Here is a 22551-nt window from a genome sequence, read left to right as displayed (position 1 = left end):
ACCCATGAATATATTCAATATAAGCATTGTTTTAAGCTTTTCGGTTTTCCTGCCGGTATGCGCCGTTATTTACAGGTGGAACTATATAGAAAAAGTGTTCCGGCCATTTACATGGCTGTTATGGCTTGGCCTGCTCAACGATACACTTAGTCTTGTTTTTGCCTATACCCTCAAAACCACGGCCATCAACACCAATATTTATGTGCTGCTGGAGTATTTGCTGGTATTATACCAGTTTGGCCGCTGGAATAATGCAGCTATAAAAGCCTGCATCTCCTTTGCGGCACTGGGCTTAATCGTATGGAGCGCAGATAACCTGCTAATGCACCCCCTCGATAACCGTAATGGGGCATTCAGAATATTTTATTCCTTCATTATCATTTTTTTTAGCATAAATGAAGTAAATAAACTCATCGTGTACGAGCGGAGAAGCCTTTTAAAAAACCCGGTATTTTTAATTTGTTTTACATTTTTGGCTTATTACAGCTATAAGGCATTTGTAGAGGTATTTATTGCATTCGGTCTCAACCTGGGCAACAGCTTTACCCAGCATGTTTTTATGGTGCTTATTATTACGAATTTTATTTCCAATATTTTATACACAATTGCCGTTTTATGCATTCCCCCGAAACTCGAGTTTACACTGCCATACTAACCGGCCTTGCCGCATTGGCGGTTATACTGATTTTTTTCCTGGTTACCATTATTCGTTTCCAGCGTAAGAAAACCAGCCTTTACCGCAACCGGCTTGCTGCTGAGATCGCCACCATAGAACAGGAACGATCACGTATTGCCAGGGACCTGCACGATGACCTTGGCTCTGCACTTGCCGCCATAAAACTGAAACTGCATTGCCTTGAACCCGAACGGCACGAAAATATGGCCATTGCCGAACAGTCGGGCGCCTTTGTAGATGAGGCTATGCGGAGGCTCAGGTCTATATCTTTCAATATCATGCCCGGGGTGCTGCAGCGCAATGGCCTTAAACCCGCACTGGACGAACTGTTTAAAACCATGCAGTCCGGCAAAATTAAAATAAATGCCAGCTTTGATATTCCCCTGCCCGGAAGCAGCCGTGATATTCACATCTACCGCATTATACAGGAAATTATAACCAACAGCCTTAAGCATGCAAATGCCACTTTAATAACCCTCACAATGAAAAGGCATAATGGCTTTTTGCTCCTGCACATAACCGACAACGGTACCGGTTTTAATCAAAGGAAAGTGTTGAAACAAGGCAGGGGGCAGGGGCTGCAGAATATTATATCAAGGGCCGGCCTGCTGGATGCAGCTGTTTTTTTAACCGCCGGGCCGGGCAAAGGAGTTGATTATGAAATTAAAATACCAGAATACCATGAACAACTGTAATAAAATAACCGTAGTAATTGCCGACGACCAGGATATATACCTCGAGGGGCTCGCCGGTTTATTAAACAGGGAACCCGGTATTAAATTGCTGGGCGGGGCAGCCGGTGGAAAAGAATTGGTGCGGCTTGTGGAGCAATTAAAACCCGACGTGGTGCTTACCGACCTTAAAATGCCGGGGATGGATGGCGTGCAGGCTATAAAAGAAATTAAAGCTTCAAATGCCTCAACACAGTGCATCGTACTTTCTGTTTTCGACAGCGACCAGCTTATAATAGAAGCGCTGGAGGCAGGGGCTATGGGATATATCGTAAAAAATGCAGCAAAAGGTGAAATAGTGGAAGCCGTGCATACGGTGTACAGGCAACGCCCTTACTATTGCGGAACCACCACCATGGCACTGGCCCGGAAAATCTCCGGCAGCAGCCATAATCCTTATCCCAGGACCGCCCCGGAGCCTGTTTTTGATGAAAGGGAGATAAATATAATAAACGGGCTTTGCCGCGAATTAACCAGTGAGGAAATTGCCAGGGAACTCTTCTTAAGCAGGAAAGTGGTTGATGTTACCCGCAGCAAAATATTACAGAAATTAGATGTGAAAACAACTATAGGAATTGTATTGTATGCCATGAAGCATGGCATTTGCAGCGAAGAAAACAGGAGCCGGTAACGCAGCTCCGGCAATATATTTCTAATACCCCAAACCATTCTGAAAATGCAAACCGAAATGAAAAAACTGGTGGTGCTGGCAGAGCTTGCACTGCATAAAAACACCTTGATACCCGTTACCCAAACAGAATTCCTGCACACCTTGAACCGGCTGGAAACAGCCCTCGACAAACAACCCTTTTCCAATATCAGCCCCCGGGCCGTCAAAAACAACCTGTTGTACACCTCAGAGGTATTGGCCGGGCTGGTATATAACCTCAGCCATCATGCATGCTGCAATTACTGCGGCAAACCGGGTATGGTTATAACGAGGGCAACAATGCTGCAGAAGAAGATCGATAATGCACTTGAATGGTATTGTTATCATCACCACAACCATCTTAATCTCTTACCTGTAAAAGCCCTCACAAAGGCCTTGCTGGAAGCAGAAATACGCCTGGAACAAAACACGCAGCTGGCAGGCCTGTACGCCGTAATTAAACCCGAAATAACAAACCTCAAAAGCACCAGGATCTGGCCTTATCACCGGTGGCTTTGGTGGTCCCGGTTTTTAACAGCACTGCCCGGTATGCCGGAGGCAGACACAGCCAGCCTCGAAAACCTCCTGGTGTGTTTAAACTTTAATATTCCCGGCTTCATCAGCAGGCTTTGTGTAAACCTGCAGCAGGCCATAGATAACAGTGAAACACAGGAGGCAAAAATAAGGCTGGTTACCGCCGAGCTTTCAAAATACAGCCTGATGGCTGCAACCGCCCATACCTATGTACCTGCTGAAAAACCGGTAAAACAAATAATGCTTACCCTGCTGCGGCAACATGCTTTTTATTTAAGTCACGCGCCTGCTGCCGGTGGCGCCGGCAAACAGCAGCCAGCTTGCAGGCTCAGTACCACGCTGTCAGTTCCCCAACTGGCGCTTTTCGTCCGCCTGCTTACAGATGCCCGGATCATCAGTGAAACAAACCAGTCGGCTTTATTAAAGAATGTTGCAGCCATTGTTTCCACTGCCAGAACCGCATCCATCTCACCCGAAAGCCTGCGCGTAAATTATTATACACCCGGCCTCGCTGCCAAAAACATTGTAAAAGATCACCTCATTAATATGATCAATCTCCTGCGGAAATATTAGCAGGGATGACTTGTAATGTTGCATGGGGATACCTTTTTTAAAGGGCGGTTTATTGCTAATGTAAAAGCAATATGGTGCCGCGTATGGTAAGCGGCTCACCGGTTTGCAACTGGTAGCTGCAGGTAAAAACATAGGTACCTGTATTTTGGGGCTGCCCCTTTACCAGCCCGTCCCAACCCCCGGCCGCATTGGCCGACGAAAACACCAGTTGGCCAAAACGGTTGTAAATGGCCAGCCTGTAATAGCGCAGGCTGCCGTAAACCTTTGGTCTGAATACATCATTAAGCCCGTCGCTGTTAGGCGTAAATGCGGCCGGGAAGTACAGCGCATTGTAACATTGCTTTTCAGTTACTGTGGTGTATTCCTTATTGATGCACCCGTTATCATCTGTCACTTCCAGCCAGTAGCTGCCCGCATTCGTCACATTGACTGTAGCTGAGGCGGCGCCTGTTGACCAGGCATAACTGTTATAGGGATAATTACTTTTCAGTAAAACCGTATCATAGCTGCATTTTTCAACGCCGGGTTGCAGGAAACCCGATGGCAAAGCGGCAATTTTTGTAATGACTGTTGAATCTGTATTGGAACATCCATGATTGTCTGTTACCATTACCCGGTAAATATCAACCGTATCTGCCATTATTGCCTGCGCTGTACTGCCGGTATTCCAGCCATAGGAGGTATAACCCGGCCCTGCATCCAGTTTTAGCTGCCCTCCCGAACAAATAACAGCTTTCTCCGGCAGGTTTAATACCGGGAGTGCGAAAACATCTGTAACCCGTAAACTGTCTGTGGAAACACAACCGTTTTGTGCTGTAGCCCTGAGTATATACAGGCCCGGCTTTGTAACCGCTACCTCCGGGACGCTGCTGCCGGTATTCCAGTTATAATATTCAAATCCGCTAACCGTAAGAATAACGCTGTCTCCATTGCAAAAACTGGTATCGTTACCAATGAATAATGGTAAGGGCATTTTAACGGCAACTTCAACGGTATCTTTTACCAGGCATCCGTAAGGAGTTAGCGCCTGGATAAAATAAACCGAACCTGCAGCTGGCTTCACTGTAAGCGTGTTTTGCGTTGAAAGCACCGCCGGGCTGCCGGGCATTGTCCACCTGTAACTGGTTAGCCCGTTGCCTGCTGCCAGTTGCAAAGAATCGCCCTCGCAAACCGAAGTATCGCTGCCGGCAGAAAAACTATAATCAGGGCTGGCAGATACCCCTATCGTATCAGCATACTGGTTATTACAGTAATCTGTAACCATAACATAGTACCTGCCCGGCTTTGTTACCGTATAATTTGAATCAGTTGATCCGTCTTGCCATTGATAGGCCTTAAATTGGCTACCGGCGTGAACAGTAAGCGGCTGGTTATTGCACAAAAAAGCATCATCGCCAATGTTAAGTGCGGCCCTGATATTTACATGAACAGCCAGGCTGTCTTTTAATTCGCCGCAGCCCGTGGCAATGGAAGTATAAACCACATAATTTCCGCTTTTGGTGAATGTTATAGCGGCAACACTATCATTTACAATACTGATGGCATTATCCCCGTGTGGCGATACGGACCAGTTTAGCCGGCTGCTGCATTCTTTATTTTTATGTCCTGTAAACTTCACCGGATGGTTATTGCATACAATGGTGTCCCCGGTAAGCAAAACACTGTTGCAGGTGGCTGTGCTTTCACAGGTTTTATTCACTTCCGGCGGGAATCTTTCAATAGTGGTAACGCATGGGCCCGTAGTGGCAGTTACCGGTATTATGGAATAAACATTATTTTTCTTTTCCTTAAAAACATAATCTGAAGTTTTTAGCTGTTTTAACGGCTGGCGTTCGCAATGCTGGTTACCGTTCAGGTCGCATTTCTCAATAAATATTTGACCATAGTCAGTGTTTGTGGCAACGCCGGTAAAATTAGAAGCGCCGGTTATGTATACGCCGTCATTATCTTCCTTTATATCCGATGGTCCGTCATAAAGATTGGGCATATCCTTCATCCATAATATAGTATCATCTTTATCCACCAGGCCAAGGCTGAGGTCAAAGGAAAGGCCGGCGGCAATATAAAATGAGCCGTCTTCATGGGGCGATAAAACAAAACTATAATTCCAGATACCTACCTGATAGCCTTTTATTCTTTTTGTTACCAGCAGGTTAAGTTCCTTATCAAACCGCATATATACATTTCTTCCGGCATCAGGATCAGCATAATTCAGGTAACCAAGCGCAATATAACCGTTGCCGCATTTATAAAGTTTGGTAATAGTACTCTCAGTTTCTTTGGTTGTATAACATCTTAATTGCAGAAGGTTGCCGGTAGCAGCATCAATACGGCAGATAAATGGATTGTTGCTGAAGATATATTCAGGGCTGAAACTGCCGGAAAGAATGATAGCATTATCGTCTGTAACAATGTTTGAAAAATAGGCATTGGAGAGGTTGATTTGTTGGGCCCATGTCACGCTGGAGAAATCGCTGCTGTACCTTGCCAGCAACCCGTTATCAAATCCTTCACTGAAGAATACCACGATATCATTGTTTGCCAGCAATGCCATATCACGGGGGAAAAAATTATCCACCTTTATAAGCCTGGATGATAAAATATTGCCGCCTGTGTCAAGCTTCATAAGGCTTTCGTTCATTAAAGCAATAATTTCATTTTTTTGATTAAGCATGACTTTACAGATACTGTTGCCATCAGTATCCGGCGTTTTATATACTTTATTCCATACAGTATCGCCATTGCTGTTCAGTTTAAGTAAAGTGCTGCCGTAATTGGTCTTGCTCATAATCATAATACTTCCTCCGGGCAGCAACAACAATTGTGCAGCACCATTGTTTCCTTCGTGCAAAAAGCTTGACTGGTAATATTTTACCGGCGGACAGCTTACCTGTCCTGTACTGCGGAGGCATATAAGTAAAAAAAGAATAACGAGGGTTGTGAGGCGCATATAAAAAAGCTGTGGAATAAATTATTCTGATTCCGGTAAGCAAACACCCTGTACCGGCAGCATTAAATAACTTATACAGTTAGTAATTTGTTTGGCAAATATATACACACAATCTCCCGGAACAATAATTTAAAACAGGCCACGCCCGAAACATTTTCGGGAGGTCACCCACAAAGCAATGAACGGCGCGGACCGCTCTCATTTCCTCCCGTCATCTCTCCCTGTTATCTGTCAACTATCATCTTTCTCGCGTCATCCGCCATCTATGATTAACTCCCCACTCTTTAATAATCAATCTCTTACACAGGATACCGCTACCCCTGCTACCCTTTTCGCCTGCCGGGCTGCAGTAAGTTGCACCCGGTTGCCAGGCATGCAGGCAATCATTCAATTGTATTAAATCACATTTAAAATTTTAAATCATGGCAAAGCAAAAAGGCCCTTCACCCATCCAGGGCACCATCGGCAATCTTACTTTCTTTAAATCACAGGATGGCTTTATGGTAAAAACCAAAAGTGAGGTATCAAGGTCAAAGATCCTCTCCGATCCCAAATTCCAGCGTACCCGCGAAAACATGGCCGAATTTGGCAGGGCGGGCAAGGCAGGCAAAATACTGCGTACCGCATTCAACAGCGTGTTGCAGCAATCTGCAGACAACCGTATGGTAAGCCGCCTGGCAGCACAAATGCTTAAGGTAATTCAATCTGATACGGTCGGTAAAAGAGGTCAGCGTTCCGTAACCAATGGCAATATAGCATTGCTCAGCGGTTTCGATTTCAATAACAAGGGCATTCTGAGCACCACCTTAATAAGCCCTTACGATATCGTTTATACAAGAACTTCCGGCGATCTCACCCTCAACCTGCCTTCCTTTATTCCGGCGCAGGGTATTGTGGCGCCACAGGGTGCCACGCATTACCAGTTGCAGCTGGCAGCGGCGCCGCTTGATTTCACCATTACAAAAAATATGGCGCTATCCACAGCATCTTCTGTTTTACCCTGGGATAATGTAGCCACAACGGCATTAACATTAACGCTGTCTCTGCCGGCAGCATCCGTGTTACCGGTGTTTGTTTTATTGCAGGTACAGTTTTTCATCCGGGTAAATGCAGACGATTACCCGCTTAATAATGGCGCTTATAATGCCTGCGCAATAATCGATATCAGCACACCATAAAATAAATACCATGGAACAGTTTAAAAACCGGCTACCCGGCATTGGGCGGTATTGTATTAAGCTTCATCGGCATCAGCAGTCAGGATATTGCAAAAACGATTGTTTTAGGAATTATTGGTACGGTGGTGAGCTTTTCGGTGTCGGCATTACTGGCCCGGTGGGCCGGCCGAAAGCGATAGCTCTTTATCAAAGAGGCTGTTTTCAGGAAACAGAACAGCCTCATTTTAATATCCCCTTGCTGGCGCAGGTATAAGTAGCATAGCTTTGAACATAGCTACTTGTGCCTTGCAACTTAAAACAGAAAAACGCCCCTCGCTTAGCGTAGCCTCCACGGCCACATCTGCATTATCAATTGCTGGCTTAAATCCTTCTCCTAAAACAACTAACGCCCCCACTCGTGGCTCAAAGCCCACAACTCATGGCTGGCACCTCATACCTCATACCCGTTCCGTTTACTCCCCCTGCTGTTTAAACCCGATCTGCCGGCGGGGCGGCTGCGGCGGATTAAGCAGTTCTTTAAGATGATCGAAGATGAGGGCGATATCATCGTCGTGGCGGGTGAGCTGGCGCTCTATTTTTTCAAGCTGGAGGAGCATATCTTTATGGGTGGAGAGCATGTCGCGCATCTTCACAAATATTTCAATAATGCGTATGCTCACATTCATGGCTGCCTGGGTTTTCAGTACATTGGCCAGCATCAGCACACCATGTTCCGTGAAGGCATACGGCAGTGCGCCACCCAGGTGCCGGCGGGATGGTATCGCATTTTGCGATACCATGGTTTCCACCTCCTCTTCCGTAAGCTGAAACATAAAGTTTGCCGGGAAACGGCCGTTGTTTCTTTTCACCTGCTCCCGCAGGCGTATGGGTTTTACACCATACAGGGCAGCGAGGTCGCGGTCAAGCATTATTTTCTGGCTGCGGAGCAAATAGATTTTGCACATAATAAGCTCATCCTGAACGGCAGGCGTTTTAGCAATTTTTGGCATAGCTTAAGATTGAACAGGGAAGATAAGATTGTTACAGGGAATTTAAAAAGAAAACCATGGCAGGAACTATGAGCTGGAGCAGAGCTCTGGTTTTAAATCTTCCCCAATGGTCTGCTCACAGCTCAAAGCTCGAAGCTTGAGGCTTGCAGCTTGCAGCCTTCTTCACCCGCCATTGTTTATGGCCTGTTGTGTGTTGACCTTTCTTCTGTCATCTGCCCACAGTCCCGCTTTAAAACTTTATGAGCATCTCCTTAATCCAGCCATTCGGTTGGCGCCTTGCCATACTTCTTTTTAAAGGAACGGGAGAAATGTGCAAGGCTTTCAAAACCCAGGTCAAGATAGATGGCAGAGGGTTTCTGTTTGCCTTTTTCAATCAGGCGGCGGGCTTCCGATAACCTTTTCTCCTGCAGCCAGTGCCTTGGTGGCATATCGAATGTTTTTTGAAAATCCCGTTTAAACCCGGCCAGGCTCCTGCCTGTAAGCTGTGCAAACTTTTCAACAGGGAGGTTATAATGAAAGTGGCTGAGCATGAACGCCTGCAGGTCGGTTTTATGGGGTTCTGAAAAGTCAAACAGGAGGCTTTCGAGCTGCGGCATCGCCTGCAGTATAAGCTTTACCGCCTCCTTAACTTTCAGCAGGCCCATACCGGCGGATATATCCGCCTGCGGGTTGCGCACATACGGCACAATAGACTGAAAATACCCTTTGAGAAAATCTCCGGGCGGAAGGAGTACGTTCAGCGGGCCGGTATATTTTTGTTTGATTTCAATATGTTCTTCGAGGGCAATCTCCCGCAACAGGTGTTCCTGTAAAGAAATAACGATGGTTTCATACATTTCTTCGCCCGGCAGCGGGGTTTTGGTAATGGTGCCTAACTGGTTTTTACCAATCAGCAGCATTTGCCCTTTTGTCATGGAAATTTCCCCGGCTGCCGTTTCCAGCCTGAAATGACCCGACACCTGGAGCACCAGGGTATTATGTTTCAGGAAGCCCACCTTATCTTTCCTGGTAGCCGACAGGTAAGCATAAAAAATAACGCCCGGTATTATTTCTGCAGGATTTGTCACTGTGTAAAGATATTATATGAACCCGCCGGCAGCGTGAACTGTGTGTATAAAAATTGTGTATATGCGGTTACGAACAGGCGGGGCCTGTTCCATCGTTACATGCGGGCGGCGCTCCGCAGGCATGCTTTATTGGTTTAGTTACCGTTGCAGGTAAGTGCTGCCCAGTATGGCCCCGGGTGCAAACGTGGTATTGAGTGTTTGCATTTCGGCAGGTGTAAAATGCATGGCCATGGCCTGCATGTTCTCCGGCAGTCTTTGCCTGCTGCTCATGCTCACCAGCGGCATTATGTGTTCATCCTGCGCATTCACCCAGGCAATAGCCAGTTGTGCCGGCGTACAGTCTTTGGTTGCTGCCATTTGCTTTAACACTTCCACCTTTTCCAGGTTCTTTATAAAGTTCTCTCCCTGGAAACGCGTAAAATGATACCGGTAATCACCGGCGGCGAGGGGCGGCTTTATATTACCGGTAAGCAACCCTTCGGCCGTGTTGGCAAAAGCCACCACGCCTATACCCAGCTCTTTTGCGGCCGGCAACAGGTTGGCCTCTATCTGCCGGTCGGCCAGCGAATAACCAATTTCCAGCGCCGTTACCGGGTAAATGCTGTTGGCTGCACGCAGTTGCTCCGCCGTTATTTCAGATACGCCAAGGTACCTTACCTTACCTTCCTGAATAAGGTCTGCAATGGTGCCGATAACGTCTTCTGTGGGTACGCTGCCGTCGAGCCTGCAGGGCTGGTAGAGGTCAATGGTATCTGTGCCCAGGCGCACGAGGGAATAATTGATGAAGTTTTTGATGGAAGTGGGGCGAAGGTCGAGGCCAAGCAATTGGCCCTTGTAAAATATGGCGCCGAATTTTACACTGATGAATGCATCATCCCGCCTGCCTTTGATGGCCTTGCCCACGAGTAATTCATTATGGCCGGCGCCATAAAAATCGCCGGTGTTCAGGAAGTTAATGCCATTATCCAGCGCTGCCTGTATAGTAGCAATGCTTTCACTTTCATCTCTTGCCGGGCCACCCCAAACAGGCGACATGCGCATGCAGCCAAGTCCCAGTTTAGATACCAGCGGGCCATTATGGCCAAGGTTTACTTTTGTCATTTTAATTGTTGTTATTTAATGAGCTGCAAAGATGCTGCACAACCCGGCATTCCCTTTGCCTGTACAGCTCAATTTACTTGCCTGTATGGCTCGCCCGGCATAGCTTCCGCCACGCCGCCGTATTATCAAACACTTGTTAGAATTGTCCAACGCTCACCGCTCAAAGCCCGAAGCTCACAGCTTGCCGCTTGCGGCTCATACCTTGCAGCTTTCCTGTTCAGTGAAAAACATTGGCATCCGCTTCAGCTTCCACGGTATTGCTTACGCGGCCTGCTGTTGCCAGTAAAATAACGGCTGCAATAACCGAAGTAATAAGGATGAGCAGTGATGCAGGGAAGCTGCCTTTTATTTTTATAAGCCCCACAGCAGAGGATAACAGCCCGCCAATGCCCATTTGTATAAACCCAAGCAAAGCCGAAGCACTGCCTGCATTGTCTGCAAACGGCGCCAGTGCCACCGCAGCCGCATTCGGATAACTTAGCCCTGCACAGCCTAAAATGATAAACAGGAATACAAGTGTTGCCGCAAGGCCATACCAGTTATTGATAACCCCAATAAAAAACAGGGCAGCCGTCATAATTTGTACAACGATAACCGCCCTGAAAATCTTCTGGCTTTTATACCGCCGGGTTAATGCATGGTTGAGCTGGCTGGCGCCAATAAAACCTACCGACAATAAAGCAAAGATGCCGCCGTATATTTTTGCGCTTACCTTAAAGCCATCCATAAAGATGCCGGGCGAACCGGCCACATATACAAATAAAGCCGCAAAGGAAAATGTTCCGGCCAGGGTATAAACATAAAACTGCGGCCGCGATAAAATGTTTTTAAAATTGATGATAATCGGTTTTGGCCGGAGCGATATGGAAACATCCGGCGGTCTTGACTGTGGAAGAAAGATGAATACGAGGAGCATAACAATGAATGCAATGGATGCCAGGGTAATAAAAATGGAGCGCCATCCAAAAGCGGCTGCCACAAAACTTCCGGCGCTGGGTGCCAGCATAGGCGACAGGCTTATGATCAGAATAAGGAATGAGATGATAGAGGCGCTTTTTCCGGGCGGGTAAAAATCACGCACCATGGCCAGTGCCGCCACCGCGCCCACACTGCCGCTTAATGCCTGCAGGAAACGCATGCTGAGAAACACGGCAACGGAGCCGGATAAGCCGCAGGCAACCGTTGTAATGATGTAAGCGGCAAGGCCAATGTATAAAGGTTTTTTCCGGCCAAACCTGTCGAGCAGCGGCCCATACAATATCTGCCCTGCTGCAAACCCAAGGAAATAGGTGGACACAGACAGGGAAATGGTTTGAATGTTGGTATGCAGTTCACCGGCTATTTCGGGAAATGCAGGCAGGTACATGTCAATGGAAAAAGGCCCGATGGTATTCAATAAGCCAATTATAAAAATGAGGAAGAATTCCTGTAATTTACTACGGTTGTCAGCAGGTATCATGTACTATATTAATTAAAAGCTTTATTTTTTTTAAAAATGATAAACATAAGCAATAATAAAAAATGCAGGTACAGATGTATTACAGCCGGCCGGTAATATCATTGACAGCGGGCGCCGTAAACCTTGTCATTAAAAATCACCCTTTAACAAGAGAGCCTGTATCGCAATCCTTATGGGGAGCTTAAGGCGTTTGAGGTTATAACGCGGCAAGATAATTATAAATAGCTTACCCCGGTGTATATTTGAACTGCAACCACGGGTTTTTACTGACTCTCATTGCATATTGAAAAACCACGCCATGCACAAAACAGGTTATTTAAGAACAATAGCAGATAGCCTTGTAATCGCCTTCCTTATTTTGTTCCCGCATTTTGTGGCCCTGCCGTTTTATTCTTATGCTGTTGTTTGCTTTGCGTTAATACTGTTATATAAGTCAAAATAAAAAACTTGCTGACCTTGGGCTTAAACGCAAAGGTTTATCAGTTCACACTTTTATCGTTGGACTTCTTTCAGCAATGCTTTGGATGGCCTTTATCAAATTTCTTTACTTTCCTTTTATCAATCATTTCTTTAAAAATTATATCCGTGCCTATACGGAATATGATTTTATAAAAAACAATATCAGGAACCTGCTTATTATAACCACAGCAGCCTGGATAGTGGGAGGTTTATGAAGAAATCGTTTTCAGGGGTTTTATTCAAAGGATTATACAAAAATGGTTTTCAAAGTATAAGCCTTCCTTCCGGATAGCAGGGGTTTTTACAAGTTTACTATTTGGTTTATATCATTGGCAACAAGGTATTTTTGGTGTAATACCTGCTGCGCCTGGTGGTTTCTACCGGACACGCCTGCTTAAACAATACAATGGAAACCTGTGGTATCCTGTTGTATCCCACGCTTTCTATGATACGATAGCTTTGACGATGATTTATTTAAGCAGGCTAAACAACTAAGAACAACTGCGCCTGCAACGGGTTTCATAAAACTTAACGCTCTCCTTTCGGGAAGTTTCTCTTATCTAATTTAATAAACCAGCATTTCGCCATCTGAGAATAGTCACAGCTATAATATTGGATTTATATTCATGACCGTAATCAGCTCTTTTCAGAAAACAGGACCCAGGCAACAACCAACGACAAAACAAATGCAATAACAATCATTGGCAATACCTTATACTCCTGCTTATTGAAATGAATTATAAATGCGCCAATCATTACTATGGCAAAGCACACTGCTGTAATTGGGGTTAAAACAGGGAGCAGGCCTGTAAGACGAGGAACAATAATGCCAACAATTCCTAATAATTCCAGAAAACCCAGAACCCTGATTGGAACCGGGTTTCCATCGGGTGGCAATTGTTTTGCCGCTATCATCTTTTCTTTTGAAATGGTGAGTTTCATGTAGGCAGGCATCATAAACCATAATGCCAGGAGAATTTGAAAAACCCAGATTATTTTGTAGTCCATTTTAATTTTTTAGCTTTTTACAAAAATTTGTTTGACGATGCAAACCTATCTACATTTGCTTTCCAAAGTATAGTACTATCCTGATGTATAGCACTATACCATAATATAGTATAGCCACCAATACAATGACAAAAAAGAAAGCAGAAGCGCACGATCATCAAACCTGCATGGCCACTATCCGCGCCGTTGCGGACGCTTTGGAAATTTTGAACGGTAAATGGAAGCTGCCCATCCTGATTTCGCTCCTTGCAGGCAAAAAGCGTTTTAAACAAATTGCCAAAGAGGTAAACGGCATAACAGATAAGATGCTTTCCAAGGAATTAAAGGACCTGGAAGTAAACCAGTTGGTAAAGCGGGAAGTTTATGACAGTTTTCCGCCGGCAGTTGAATACTCTGTTACAGCGCATGGAAAGACGCTTCAGAAAGTAATCGCGGAATTAAGAGACTGGGGAATGATGCACAGAAGAAAGATAATCGGGAAATAATGAAACAGCCGCTGATACCCATACCCGTTAACCTGTAAGCTTATAAGCTTCTTAAATTCATACCGGTTATCCTGCAATTGAATATTTTTGCAGCATGATACTACTCGAGGGCAAGCCCGCAGCCGCAGCCATTAAAGCTGGTTTACAGAAACAGGTAAGCGTACTCACTCAAAAAAACATGCGTGCCCCACACCTGGTAGCCATACTAATTGGCAATAACGGCGCCAGTGAAACCTATGTGGCGAGCAAAATAAAAAACTGTGAAGAAATTGGTTTCATATCTTCTCTCATACGATTTGAGACATCTGTGCCGGAAGACGTTTTACTGCAAAAGCTGGAAGAACTGAATAATGACGATACGGTTGACGGCATCCTGGTACAGCTTCCTCTTCCAAAGCATATCAGCGAGGAAAAGGTGATTAATGCAATCACGCCCGGCAAAGATGTGGATGGTTTTCACCCGGTAAACCTTGGCAAACTGGCCCAGGGCACGCCTACCTTTATTCCTGCAACGCCTTATGGCATCATCCTGCTCATGCAGCATTTTGGCATAAGCGCCAAGGGAAAACATGCCGTGGTTATTGGCCGCAGCAATATCGTGGGCCGGCCGGTGAGCATTCTTTTAAGTAGCAACCAGCCTTATGGCAATGCCACGGTAACCATCTGCCATTCCCACACACCCATTTTAAAAGAACTAAGTTTGCAGGCCGATATCCTGGTGGCCGCCCTCGGTAAACCGGGTTTTGTAAAAGCTGATATGGTAAAGGAAGGCGCCGTGGTAATTGATGTGGGCATTACAAGGGTGGAAGATCCCTCAGCCAAAAAAGGCTTCCGCATAAAGGGCGATGTAAGTTTTGATGAGGTTGCCGCAAAAACATCTTACATAACACCGGTTCCGGGCGGGGTGGGCTTAATGACCATTGCTGCCTTATTAAAAAATACCATGACCGCCTATTTAAAACGGCATGGTTTAAGCGAATCCATTTTTAGTGAATAGTTTTCAAACCACATATAAACCTGTTTTAAACGGTGAAAGCAATACCGCAACGCTGCCCGTTATGGAAGCTTTTTATACTTTACAGGGAGAAGGCTTTCACCAGGGAAAGGCTGCCTATTTTATCCGCTTAGGCGGCTGCGATGTGGGTTGCTTCTGGTGCGATGTAAAGGAAAGCTGGGACGCAGCTGTACATCCGCAAAAAACAGTAGCGCAGCTTATTGCAGAAGCCAAGGCGGCAATCGGCTTTCAGCCTGCAGCAGTTAGCCCCATTTTTGTTATCACCGGCGGCGAGCCTTTACTGCACAACCTCGATGAGCTTACCCTCAGCTTAAAAAAGGAAGGTTTTAAAACCAATATAGAAACTTCCGGCTCCTCATCGCTTTCAGGCTATTGGGACTGGATTTGCCTTTCGCCTAAAAAATTTAAAAAACCTTTACCGGAAGTGTTTGCCGCCGCCAATGAACTGAAAGTGGTGGTATATAATAAATCAGACTTTAAATGGGCGGAAGAAAATGCGGCACAGGTTTCGGCAGGTTGTAAACTTTACCTGCAGCCCGAGTGGAGCAAAGCCGCAGCAATAACACCGTTAATAATAGATTATATCAAACAACATCCCCGGTGGCAGCTAAGCCTGCAGGTGCATAAATACCTCAACATTCCATAAGGGCCAGGCAACCGGTTTCTTTACAATACCTGCTCATGAATTGGCGGGATAAACAATTTCCAATTCCCTTCGGATATCACTTCTATATTACCATCAACAACCTGAATCGCTGTCTGGTCATCAATCAGGTAAGACGGAACAGGTAAAGTTTGTGCTAATTTTTCCAGGTTTGTCAAAGAATTACCGGGAAACTGTTCATGATCAAGATGCGGGTGTATGGCAAAATCAACCATTCCCAAACACTTGTCAGTATTCTTTGGTAAAGTATGATGGCCATAAGTGGTTCCAAAGCGTGTCATAATCATACTTCCGGCGCTTAAACCCACATAAACAATTTTGTGCAGCAGGGAAGGCAACATTGCTGCCAGCCCGGATTGCTGCATCCAGTAACAGAGATACTGGCAATCGCCACCGCCCACAAGCAATGCATCTGTCTTCTCAAGCACTGGCACCCAAAGTTCTCTTTTCATGGTAGGCAGCGCCGTAAGCTCCAGCAACCCTAAAGATTTCCAGCCAGCTTCGCAAAAAGGGTCGCCCAAAGTCCCGCAAATTACTTTTCTTATAATTTCGGCGCCGCCGGGTATACCGTAAATAGCCGTAGGAATAAAGAGCGCTGTTGATGCTTCAATGGGCTTGCCCAGCAGGCCGGCCAGTGCGTTGCGGATGCTTTGATTACTTATACCGGCAGAAGTGAGCAGCAGCTTCATACGCTTTTGTTTGTTATCATCATGACCTTCCAATGAAAATATTGTTAAGCCGGCGAATGCAATAGTTATAATGGCTGCAATATAATCAGCATATTTTTATGCGGGATCGTAATAGCAACCGGCAGCCGGGCATGTGCTATTCTTTTGCTTCATCCCTTTCCACCTTTATGGTGCATTCGCCCACCAATGCTGCAACGGCGCCGATAGCCGCCAGCACAGGCGCCACCAGGGCGCCCACTACGCCAATCGTTAATGGAAAGCTCATTAACTCTTTACCATCTTTATCAATAATGGTGATCTTTCTTATGTTGCCCTCTTCTATTAATTCCTTCACTTTTTTAAGCAGGTTTTCGCCATGTACTTTAAAGGATTCCTGGAAACTCATGGTATTTGTTTTATAGGTTATTAAATAATATTAGCCGATAATGAAATTAATACAAATGTTCAGCTTTTAGAAGTAAGCCTATGCGGGCTTAACTCTTAATGGCTTATATGGACCTTTTTTACAAAGGCAAGCTCTTTTGTATTCCACAGGTACAGCATAACGAAAATGGTAAAATGATATTTGGTCTCAAATTCCACGGCAAATTTCTTCTTTAGATTGCTTTTGGTGCAGTTAACTGTAATAAGGCTTGCATCAGGCGACCACCCGTAATCAAACCTGTACTCTGCCATTTGTATTTTTTCTAAAAACTGTTCAGGCGCTTCAATCCATATTTTGCCTTTGTACCAGTATTCATCTTCCAGCATAATCTCATATTCTACGTTGTAAAAGGAATTCTCGGCAAGAACGCCCTGCATCAGCCTGAAAAAATCTATGGTGAAATTATCAGTGCTGTCAAGAATCTGGTAGCTGGCTATTTCCGGTATTATCCCGGCATAGTTAAGCCGGTAAACAATCAGCTTGCGCATGCCGCTTTTTAGCTCAGATTCGCTTATCCATTTAAGCTCCTCTTTTACGTAAGGGGAATTGATTGAATTTTTGGAATGAATAAGTATGAAGAAATCGCAGCTTTTTATTTTGCGCTGTAATTCTGTTTTCCAGTTGGCGCCAACATGTATGGATTTTATATCGAGGAAAACATCATGGCCTGCATCAAGCTTGTAAATATGATTGCGGATGTTGTCTGCTACCGCAGCATCTTTTCGTGAGTAGGAAATAAAGAAGTTAGCCATAAATCGTATATGAATTTAAGCTAACATTTCTGAATTATAGCTGAAATGTTGACGCGATCTGATTAATGGAAACACACCCTTCTTACTTTTCAACCAATCAACCTTTAGAAAGAAATGCTTTCACCAGCATCTGGTATTTTTCGCTCAACGGAACCACCGGCAGGCGCAGGTAGTTTTCTATCAATCCCATTTCTGCCAGAAATGCTTTTACACCGGCAGGATTGTTTTCGGCAAACATTAATTCATATGCACCGGCCAGTTTATCGTTAATGGATTTTGCCGTTTTAAAATCATGCTTTAAGCTACTTCTTACCATTTCAGAAAATTCTTTTGGGAAAGCATTTCCCGCAACGCTGATAACGCCCTGCATACCGCAGGCAATTTGCGGCATACCCAAAGCATCATCGCCGCTTACCACCAAAAAGTCTTCCGGAGCATCCCGCAATACCTTTACGCATTGCGCAAAATCGCCGCCGGCTTCTTTAATGCCTTTAATATTTTCAACTTCCCGGGCAAGCCTGATGATCGTATCAGCTTCTACATTTTTAGATGTTCTGCCAGGCACATTATACAAGAGAATTGGTTTAGGCGATGCTTCCGCCAGGGTTTTATAATGCTGGTAAATGCCTTCCTGCGATGGTTTGCTGTAATACGGGGAAGCGCTTAAAACAGCAATTGATTCTTCCAGCGGAAATGTTTCCAGGTCGTGCACCAGTTCGGCTGTATTGTTGCCGCCGATACCTACTACTACAGGAACACGGTTTTTTACAACATCGTAAGAAAACTTAATGATGTCTTTCTTTTCTGCTGTATTTAAAGTGGGGGCTTCGCCGGTGGTACCCAATACAACAATATATTCCACATTGCCCTCAATTACATAATCAATCATTTTTTTGAAGGCATCGTAATCAATATCAAAATTTTTTTTGAAAGGAGTAACCAGCGCCACACCGGTACCGGTTAATGTATCTTTTAAAGAAGCCATGTTGCTTGTTTGTGAATTGTTGATATGTAGAAAGATTGATTGGTTAATGGTTGAAAAAGTTACCGGGGCGTTTTCCCAATCAACTTATCAACTGATGAACCCGTCAACCCCCTAACCCATATTATGAAATACTTTACTCACATCATCATCCTGTTCCAGGCGTTCGATGAGTTTACTCACATCTTCCGCCTGTTCTTCGGTAACAGGAACGGTGGTTGTTGGAATCCATTCCAGCTCCGCGCTTAAAGGCGTAATGCCCTTATCTTCCAAAGCCTTTTGGAGGTTGCCGAAATCAGTATAGGCAGAACGTAAAACAATTATATCGTTTCCGTTTTCATCCGTGCTTTCACCCATTTCTTCCAGGCCAAAATCGATGAGTTCCAATTCCAGTTCCTCCACATTCAGGCCTTCCGGCTTTAATTTAAAAACGCCCATTTTCTTAAACTGGAAACTCACGCTGCCATTATTGCCCAGCGTGCCGCCACCTTTATTAAAATGACTTTTTACGTTGGCCACTGTACGCACATGGTTATCAGTTGCTGTTTCTACCAGCAATGCCACACCGTGCGGCGCATACCCTTCGTATAAAATCTCCTCATAGTTATCCATTTCCTTGCCCATGGCCCGCTTTATGGCAGCTTCCACGCGGTCTTTCGGCATGTTTACACTCTTTGCATTCTGCATGCAGCGGCGCAATGCCGGGTTCGTGGCAGCATCCGGCCCGCCTGCCTTTACGGCAATGGCAATTTCCCTTCCTATGCGTGTAAACTGTTTAGCCATCCTGTCCCAGCGGGCAAACATGGTGGCTTTTCTAACTTCAAAAATTCTACCCATAACACTTTATATAAAAACTGAACTTTTCTTTAAGGGGCGTAAAGTAAATAAAACTTTGGCGGAGTTTTTTTATATCAGCAAAATTTCTGTTGTGCAAACAGGGAACTTTATCATAAGAAATGAAACGTAAGGAAATAATTACTGGTGAAGCTGTAACCCGAAATGCTAAAAACTATCCTTATTCGCCAGTTGCCCGCAGGCGGCATCAATATCTTTACCGCGGCTGCGGCGCAGCCTTGCATTTACACGATGGCTGTCAAGATAATGCATAAAAGCCCCTATTGTTTCTTCATCAGGCTTGGCAAAAGCGGCGCCGTCTATGGGATTATATTCAATTATATTCACGAGGTCGGCAGGCACCTGCCTGTAAATCTTTACCAATTCTTCTGCATCCTGCTGCGAGTCATTAAAATTCCTGAATAAGATATACTCAAACGTTACTTCATTCTTGGTTTGCTTATAGAAATAATTAAGCGCTTCAATGAGTGACTTTATATTGTTTGAATCGTTAATCGGCATTATTTCATGGCGCTTTTTATCGTTGGCCGCATGCAGCGATAAAGCCAGCTTAAAACGTACTTTATCATCGCCCAGCTTCCTGATCATCTTCGCAACGCCGGCAGTTGAAACCGTTATGCGGCGCGGGCTCATACCCAGGCCATCTTCTGCGGAAATTTTATCGATGGCTTTCAGCACATTATTATAATTGAGCAATGGTTCGCCCATGCCCATAAAAACAATATTGCTTAACCGCTTGTTGTATATCCTTTCTGTTTGTTCATTTATCAGCGCTACCTGGTCGAAAATTTCATCGAAGGTTAAGTTGCGCTCCCGCTCCATTTTGCCGGTAGCGCAAAATTTGCAGCTTAAGCTGCAGCCGATCTGCGAAGAAACACAGGCCGTTTTTCTTTCTTCCGTTGGAATTAAAACACCTTCAACAAAATGATGGTCGAAGGTTTCGAAGCGGCTTTTCACCGTTCCGTCTGCACTGTATTGCGTGGCATTAATGGTTAGTGCTGGCAAGGAAAAATGATCAGCCAGCTTATTGCGCAAATCTTTGCTGATGTTTGTCATGGCATCAAAGCTGCCGGCATGTTTCTGCCACAGCCATTCATATACCTGTTTTGCACGAAACTTCTTTTCATCCATTTCGGCAAAATAATTTACGAGTTCGCTTAAACTTAAATTCCTGATGTTGTTTTGCTGTGCAGAAAGCATTTTGCAAAGATAAGCTGAAGGCAATAGCTAAATTTACAATACCATCATACAAAAAGATAAAATTGGCGGCAAAGGAATTACGCTTTTTGTTCTCTCAAGCAAAACAATTGTCAGGCTTTACTGTGGTACTGTTAAATTTTAGAAGTGCTTGTTAAATGCTGTTTCAGACCCCTGTGTCTAAATACAATTATTACCGGCATAATGTTCTTGCCATCCGGTCTTTTTAGCTGCAGTTTATTTGATAGCGGAGGCTATCGGTTTATATAATGAACTGGTAAGAGATTCCTTATCAGTTCATCTTCACATTTACTTTGCCTGGTGTTATAAAAAGGTTCGCCGTCAAACACAGCAGGCACAAGGCTTCTGCTATCGTTTTGCTTTTCCTGCAAAATGGTTTTTCCATTAAGATCATAAAATGCAACAGCGCCGGTTTGTTTATTGATGGAGGCGATAAGCGCATTGGTTTTAAGCTGAACAACATCATTCGAATCATCAACTGTAAAATTTATTTTTTGTGAGGATGGATCATTTAAAATGATTAAGCTTTCGTTCCGAAAATTATTTGTTGCGCTGGCTGCAACTCTTATAATCCTGTCATTTACTACCTGCAGCTTTACAGCCTGCACGTTACCGGAATAATTTTGATTTGGATAAACAATAATGCCATCATCCGTTTTTGTAAATTTTTGGGCAGAGGCATTTGTGGAAATGAAAATAAGTGATAAGCAAGCACCGGTAAAATAGCTGGCAAGTTTATACATCGATAAAAATTAAATGATCAATTCAGGTAAAAGTAAATCAGTTCAACAAATGAAAAATATCAAATGCCTGTACTTTTTTGCAACAGGCAAAAGCATAAAAGCAAAGTATATTTGCCGCCTTATTAAATCATGATGAACGATTGTTATATAGTTGATGCAGTAAGAACACCTATAGGCAAGTATGGCGGCAGGCTAAGCTCCATTCGCCCGGACGATTTACTGGCGCATGTTATAACGGCTTTACTCAACCGCAACCCGGTTGACCCGCGGGATATAGAAGATGTAATTGCCGGTGATGCCAACCAGGCCGGTGAAGATAACCGCAATGTGGCAAGAATGGCAGCGCTGCTGGCAGGTTTGCCGGTTACCGTAGCAGGCTGCACCGTAAACCGTTTATGCGCCAGTGGCCTTGATTCTATTATGCATGCGGCACGGGCCATTATGTGCGGCGAGGGCATGCTGTACATTGCCGGCGGCGTGGAAAGCATGAGCAGGGCGCCGTTTGTGATGGCTAAGGCCGAAGGCGCTTTTCAGCGTAAGCAGGAGATGCATGATTCTACCATTGGCTGGCGGTTCACCAATAAGCAACTGGCAAAATTATACCCGCCTTATTCCATGGGCGAAACTGCGGAGAATGTTGCTTACCAGTTTAAAATAAACCGCGAAGCACAGGATGAATTTGCCCTGCATTCGCAGGAAAAATATTTTAAGGCTCTGGAAGAAAATAAATGGGAAGATGAAATTGTGGCGGTAGAAATGATTGCCGATAAATTGATAACCTGGTTTTCGCAGGATGAACATCCACGCAAAACATCGCTTGAAAAACTGGCGGCATTAAAACCTGCATTTGCTAAAGACGGGTCAGTAACGGCGGGCAATTCATCCGGTATTAATGATGGCGCTGCCGCTTTACTGCTGGCAAGCGAAGAAGCGCTGAAACTCTTTAACCTTGAACCATTAGCCAAAGTTGTAAGCATGGGTGTTGCCGGTGTTGATCCGTCTATCATGGGTATTGGCCCGGTGCCCGCTACGCAAAAAGCCTTAATAAGAGCCGATCTCAAAGTAGCTGACCTGGATTTGATTGAACTGAATGAAGCTTTTGCAGCCCAATCACTGGCCTGTATCAATGAGCTGGAATTAGATATCAATAAAGTAAATGTAAATGGCGGATCCATCGCCGTTGGCCACCCGCTGGGCTGCAGCGGCTCCCGCATTTCTGCCACTTTATTGCACGAAATGAAAAGACAAAATCTGAAATATGGCTTGGCAACTATGTGCGTAGGCGTGGGCCAGGGCGCTGCCATTATTTATGAAGGATTGTAAGTATTTTGTTTTTTACATACATAATTT

General features: G+C 44.9%; 24 protein-coding genes. 11 read left to right on the top strand and 13 right to left on the bottom strand.

Going from position 1 to position 22551, the window contains the following annotated elements:
- The first annotated feature begins 4 nt into the window (after window positions 1-4).
- The 4 genes from ACTHN6_RS03235 to ACTHN6_RS03220 are packed head-to-tail and all read left to right on the top strand — an operon-like array spanning window position 5 to window position 3163.
- On the top strand, window positions 5-655 hold the full coding sequence (locus ACTHN6_RS03235) for a hypothetical protein (protein ID WP_440434273.1): 651 nt from the start codon (window positions 5-7) through the stop codon (window positions 653-655).
- On the top strand, window positions 616-1371 hold the full coding sequence (locus ACTHN6_RS03230; protein WP_440434272.1) for a sensor histidine kinase: 756 nt from the start codon (window positions 616-618) through the stop codon (window positions 1369-1371). Before ACTHN6_RS03235 ends, ACTHN6_RS03230 begins: the two co-directional genes overlap by 40 nt.
- Window positions 1358-2038, top strand: coding sequence for a response regulator (locus tag ACTHN6_RS03225; protein WP_440434271.1), 681 nt, complete (start codon window positions 1358-1360; stop codon window positions 2036-2038). Before ACTHN6_RS03230 ends, ACTHN6_RS03225 begins: the two co-directional genes overlap by 14 nt.
- Before the next feature lie 45 nt (window positions 2039-2083).
- On the top strand, window positions 2084-3163 hold the full coding sequence (locus tag ACTHN6_RS03220; RefSeq protein WP_440434270.1) for a hypothetical protein: 1080 nt from the start codon (window positions 2084-2086) through the stop codon (window positions 3161-3163).
- Between the two features lie 55 nt (window positions 3164-3218).
- Here ACTHN6_RS03220 and ACTHN6_RS03215 read toward each other — a convergent pair whose 3' ends face one another.
- A complete protein-coding gene (locus ACTHN6_RS03215) occupies window positions 3219-6113 on the bottom strand; it encodes a T9SS type B sorting domain-containing protein (protein ID WP_440434269.1) in 2895 nt (964 codons plus the stop codon).
- Between the two features lie 422 nt (window positions 6114-6535).
- Here ACTHN6_RS03215 and ACTHN6_RS03210 point away from each other — a divergent pair, with 422 nt between their 5' ends.
- Both ACTHN6_RS03210 and ACTHN6_RS03205 read left to right on the top strand, forming a co-directional pair.
- Window positions 6536-7291: a hypothetical protein gene (locus ACTHN6_RS03210; protein WP_440434268.1), complete on the top strand. Its 756-nt coding sequence runs from the start codon at window positions 6536-6538 to the stop codon at window positions 7289-7291.
- 10 nt (window positions 7292-7301) lie between these two features.
- Window positions 7302-7544 carry a hypothetical protein gene (locus ACTHN6_RS03205; RefSeq protein WP_440434267.1) on the top strand — a complete coding sequence of 81 codons (243 nt, stop codon included), beginning with the start codon at window positions 7302-7304 and terminating at the stop codon, window positions 7542-7544.
- 199 nt (window positions 7545-7743) lie between these two features.
- Here ACTHN6_RS03205 and ACTHN6_RS03200 read toward each other — a convergent pair whose 3' ends face one another.
- From ACTHN6_RS03200 to ACTHN6_RS03185, 4 genes are all read right to left on the bottom strand, one after another.
- Complete coding sequence (locus ACTHN6_RS03200) at window positions 7744-8280, bottom strand: ORF6N domain-containing protein (protein WP_440434266.1); 537 nt, start codon at window positions 8278-8280, stop codon at window positions 7744-7746.
- A gap of 251 nt (window positions 8281-8531) precedes the next feature.
- Window positions 8532-9347, bottom strand: coding sequence for a helix-turn-helix domain-containing protein (locus tag ACTHN6_RS03195; protein ID WP_440434265.1), 816 nt, complete (start codon window positions 9345-9347; stop codon window positions 8532-8534).
- 138 nt (window positions 9348-9485) lie between these two features.
- A complete protein-coding gene (locus ACTHN6_RS03190) occupies window positions 9486-10448 on the bottom strand; it encodes an aldo/keto reductase (RefSeq protein ID WP_440434264.1) in 963 nt (320 codons plus the stop codon).
- A gap of 217 nt (window positions 10449-10665) precedes the next feature.
- On the bottom strand, window positions 10666-11907 hold the full coding sequence (locus ACTHN6_RS03185) for a multidrug effflux MFS transporter (RefSeq protein ID WP_440434263.1): 1242 nt from the start codon (window positions 11905-11907) through the stop codon (window positions 10666-10668).
- 678 nt (window positions 11908-12585) lie between these two features.
- Here ACTHN6_RS03185 and ACTHN6_RS03180 point away from each other — a divergent pair.
- Window positions 12586-12861 (top strand): CPBP family intramembrane glutamic endopeptidase, encoded by a 276-nt coding sequence (locus ACTHN6_RS03180; protein WP_440434354.1) that lies wholly within the window; start codon window positions 12586-12588, stop codon window positions 12859-12861.
- Window positions 12862-13002: 141 nt separating this feature from the next.
- Here the strand turns inward: ACTHN6_RS03180 and ACTHN6_RS03175 are convergent, their stop codons facing one another.
- The gene (locus ACTHN6_RS03175; RefSeq protein ID WP_440434262.1) at window positions 13003-13374 is read right to left on the bottom strand and encodes a DoxX family protein; all 372 of its coding nucleotides are present in this window, start codon (window positions 13372-13374) and stop codon (window positions 13003-13005) included.
- Window positions 13375-13499: 125 nt separating this feature from the next.
- Between ACTHN6_RS03175 and ACTHN6_RS03170 the strand changes: the two genes are divergently transcribed.
- From ACTHN6_RS03170 to ACTHN6_RS03160, 3 genes are all read left to right on the top strand, one after another.
- The gene (locus ACTHN6_RS03170) at window positions 13500-13859 is read left to right on the top strand and encodes a winged helix-turn-helix transcriptional regulator (protein ID WP_440434261.1); all 360 of its coding nucleotides are present in this window, start codon (window positions 13500-13502) and stop codon (window positions 13857-13859) included.
- A gap of 94 nt (window positions 13860-13953) precedes the next feature.
- Window positions 13954-14856, top strand: a complete 903-nt coding sequence (locus ACTHN6_RS03165; RefSeq protein WP_440434260.1) for a bifunctional 5,10-methylenetetrahydrofolate dehydrogenase/5,10-methenyltetrahydrofolate cyclohydrolase — start codon at window positions 13954-13956, stop codon at window positions 14854-14856.
- A gap of 61 nt (window positions 14857-14917) precedes the next feature.
- Window positions 14918-15520, top strand: a complete 603-nt coding sequence (locus tag ACTHN6_RS03160; RefSeq protein ID WP_440434353.1) for a 7-carboxy-7-deazaguanine synthase QueE — start codon at window positions 14918-14920, stop codon at window positions 15518-15520.
- 20 nt (window positions 15521-15540) lie between these two features.
- Here the strand turns inward: ACTHN6_RS03160 and ACTHN6_RS03155 are convergent, their stop codons facing one another.
- The 7 genes from ACTHN6_RS03155 to ACTHN6_RS03125 all read right to left on the bottom strand — a co-directional run bounded on the left by ACTHN6_RS03155 (window position 15541) and on the right by ACTHN6_RS03125 (window position 21201).
- Entirely contained in the window at window positions 15541-16227 is a 687-nt protein-coding gene (locus ACTHN6_RS03155) for a Type 1 glutamine amidotransferase-like domain-containing protein (RefSeq protein ID WP_440434259.1), read from the bottom strand.
- Window positions 16228-16363: 136 nt separating this feature from the next.
- Entirely contained in the window at window positions 16364-16612 is a 249-nt protein-coding gene (locus tag ACTHN6_RS03150; RefSeq protein WP_440434258.1) for a DUF4342 domain-containing protein, read from the bottom strand.
- A 95-nt stretch (window positions 16613-16707) separates the two neighbouring features.
- Window positions 16708-17403, bottom strand: coding sequence for a toll/interleukin-1 receptor domain-containing protein (locus ACTHN6_RS03145; RefSeq protein WP_440434257.1), 696 nt, complete (start codon window positions 17401-17403; stop codon window positions 16708-16710).
- Window positions 17404-17500: 97 nt separating this feature from the next.
- On the bottom strand, window positions 17501-18388 hold the full coding sequence (dapA, locus tag ACTHN6_RS03140) for a 4-hydroxy-tetrahydrodipicolinate synthase (RefSeq protein WP_440434256.1): 888 nt from the start codon (window positions 18386-18388) through the stop codon (window positions 17501-17503).
- Between the two features lie 111 nt (window positions 18389-18499).
- Window positions 18500-19222 (bottom strand): YebC/PmpR family DNA-binding transcriptional regulator, encoded by a 723-nt coding sequence (locus ACTHN6_RS03135; RefSeq protein ID WP_440434255.1) that lies wholly within the window; start codon window positions 19220-19222, stop codon window positions 18500-18502.
- 165 nt (window positions 19223-19387) lie between these two features.
- Window positions 19388-20464: a 23S rRNA (adenine(2503)-C(2))-methyltransferase RlmN gene (gene rlmN, locus ACTHN6_RS03130; protein WP_440434254.1), complete on the bottom strand. Its 1077-nt coding sequence runs from the start codon at window positions 20462-20464 to the stop codon at window positions 19388-19390.
- Between the two features lie 227 nt (window positions 20465-20691).
- Window positions 20692-21201: a DUF4968 domain-containing protein gene (locus ACTHN6_RS03125; protein ID WP_440434253.1), complete on the bottom strand. Its 510-nt coding sequence runs from the start codon at window positions 21199-21201 to the stop codon at window positions 20692-20694.
- Between the two features lie 129 nt (window positions 21202-21330).
- Here ACTHN6_RS03125 and ACTHN6_RS03120 point away from each other — a divergent pair, with 129 nt between their 5' ends.
- Window positions 21331-22524, top strand: coding sequence for a thiolase family protein (locus tag ACTHN6_RS03120; protein ID WP_440434252.1), 1194 nt, complete (start codon window positions 21331-21333; stop codon window positions 22522-22524).
- The last annotated feature ends 27 nt before the right edge of the window (window positions 22525-22551 follow it).

The organism is Parafilimonas sp. (assembly GCF_051953455.1).
Taxonomy (GTDB): Bacteria; Bacteroidota; Bacteroidia; order Chitinophagales; family Chitinophagaceae; genus Parafilimonas.
The sequence above is the reverse complement of the archived record's forward strand: the minus strand, read 5'-3'. Positions and strand labels throughout refer to the sequence as shown.

Coding starts and splice junctions, on each gene's coding strand:
- ACTHN6_RS03235 (WP_440434273.1), top strand. CDS start 5: ATGAATATATTCAATATAAGCATTGTTTTAAGCTTTTCGGTTTTCCTG.
- ACTHN6_RS03230 (WP_440434272.1), top strand. CDS start 616: ATGCATTCCCCCGAAACTCGAGTTTACACTGCCATACTAACCGGCCTT.
- ACTHN6_RS03225 (WP_440434271.1), top strand. CDS start 1,358: ATGAACAACTGTAATAAAATAACCGTAGTAATTGCCGACGACCAGGAT.
- ACTHN6_RS03220 (WP_440434270.1), top strand. CDS start 2,084: ATGCAAACCGAAATGAAAAAACTGGTGGTGCTGGCAGAGCTTGCACTG.
- ACTHN6_RS03215 (WP_440434269.1), bottom strand. CDS start 6,113: ATGCGCCTCACAACCCTCGTTATTCTTTTTTTACTTATATGCCTCCGC.
- ACTHN6_RS03210 (WP_440434268.1), top strand. CDS start 6,536: ATGGCAAAGCAAAAAGGCCCTTCACCCATCCAGGGCACCATCGGCAAT.
- ACTHN6_RS03205 (WP_440434267.1), top strand. CDS start 7,302: ATGGAACAGTTTAAAAACCGGCTACCCGGCATTGGGCGGTATTGTATT.
- ACTHN6_RS03200 (WP_440434266.1), bottom strand. CDS start 8,280: ATGCCAAAAATTGCTAAAACGCCTGCCGTTCAGGATGAGCTTATTATG.
- ACTHN6_RS03190 (WP_440434264.1), bottom strand. CDS start 10,448: ATGACAAAAGTAAACCTTGGCCATAATGGCCCGCTGGTATCTAAACTG.
- ACTHN6_RS03185 (WP_440434263.1), bottom strand. CDS start 11,907: ATGATACCTGCTGACAACCGTAGTAAATTACAGGAATTCTTCCTCATT.
- ACTHN6_RS03175 (WP_440434262.1), bottom strand. CDS start 13,374: ATGGACTACAAAATAATCTGGGTTTTTCAAATTCTCCTGGCATTATGG.
- ACTHN6_RS03170 (WP_440434261.1), top strand. CDS start 13,500: ATGACAAAAAAGAAAGCAGAAGCGCACGATCATCAAACCTGCATGGCC.
- ACTHN6_RS03165 (WP_440434260.1), top strand. CDS start 13,954: ATGATACTACTCGAGGGCAAGCCCGCAGCCGCAGCCATTAAAGCTGGT.
- ACTHN6_RS03160 (WP_440434353.1), top strand. CDS start 14,918: ATGGAAGCTTTTTATACTTTACAGGGAGAAGGCTTTCACCAGGGAAAG.
- ACTHN6_RS03155 (WP_440434259.1), bottom strand. CDS start 16,227: ATGAAGCTGCTGCTCACTTCTGCCGGTATAAGTAATCAAAGCATCCGC.
- ACTHN6_RS03150 (WP_440434258.1), bottom strand. CDS start 16,612: ATGAGTTTCCAGGAATCCTTTAAAGTACATGGCGAAAACCTGCTTAAA.
- ACTHN6_RS03145 (WP_440434257.1), bottom strand. CDS start 17,403: ATGGCTAACTTCTTTATTTCCTACTCACGAAAAGATGCTGCGGTAGCA.
- dapA (WP_440434256.1), bottom strand. CDS start 18,388: ATGGCTTCTTTAAAAGATACATTAACCGGTACCGGTGTGGCGCTGGTT.
- ACTHN6_RS03135 (WP_440434255.1), bottom strand. CDS start 19,222: ATGGGTAGAATTTTTGAAGTTAGAAAAGCCACCATGTTTGCCCGCTGG.
- ACTHN6_RS03125 (WP_440434253.1), bottom strand. CDS start 21,201: ATGTATAAACTTGCCAGCTATTTTACCGGTGCTTGCTTATCACTTATT.
- ACTHN6_RS03120 (WP_440434252.1), top strand. CDS start 21,331: ATGATGAACGATTGTTATATAGTTGATGCAGTAAGAACACCTATAGGC.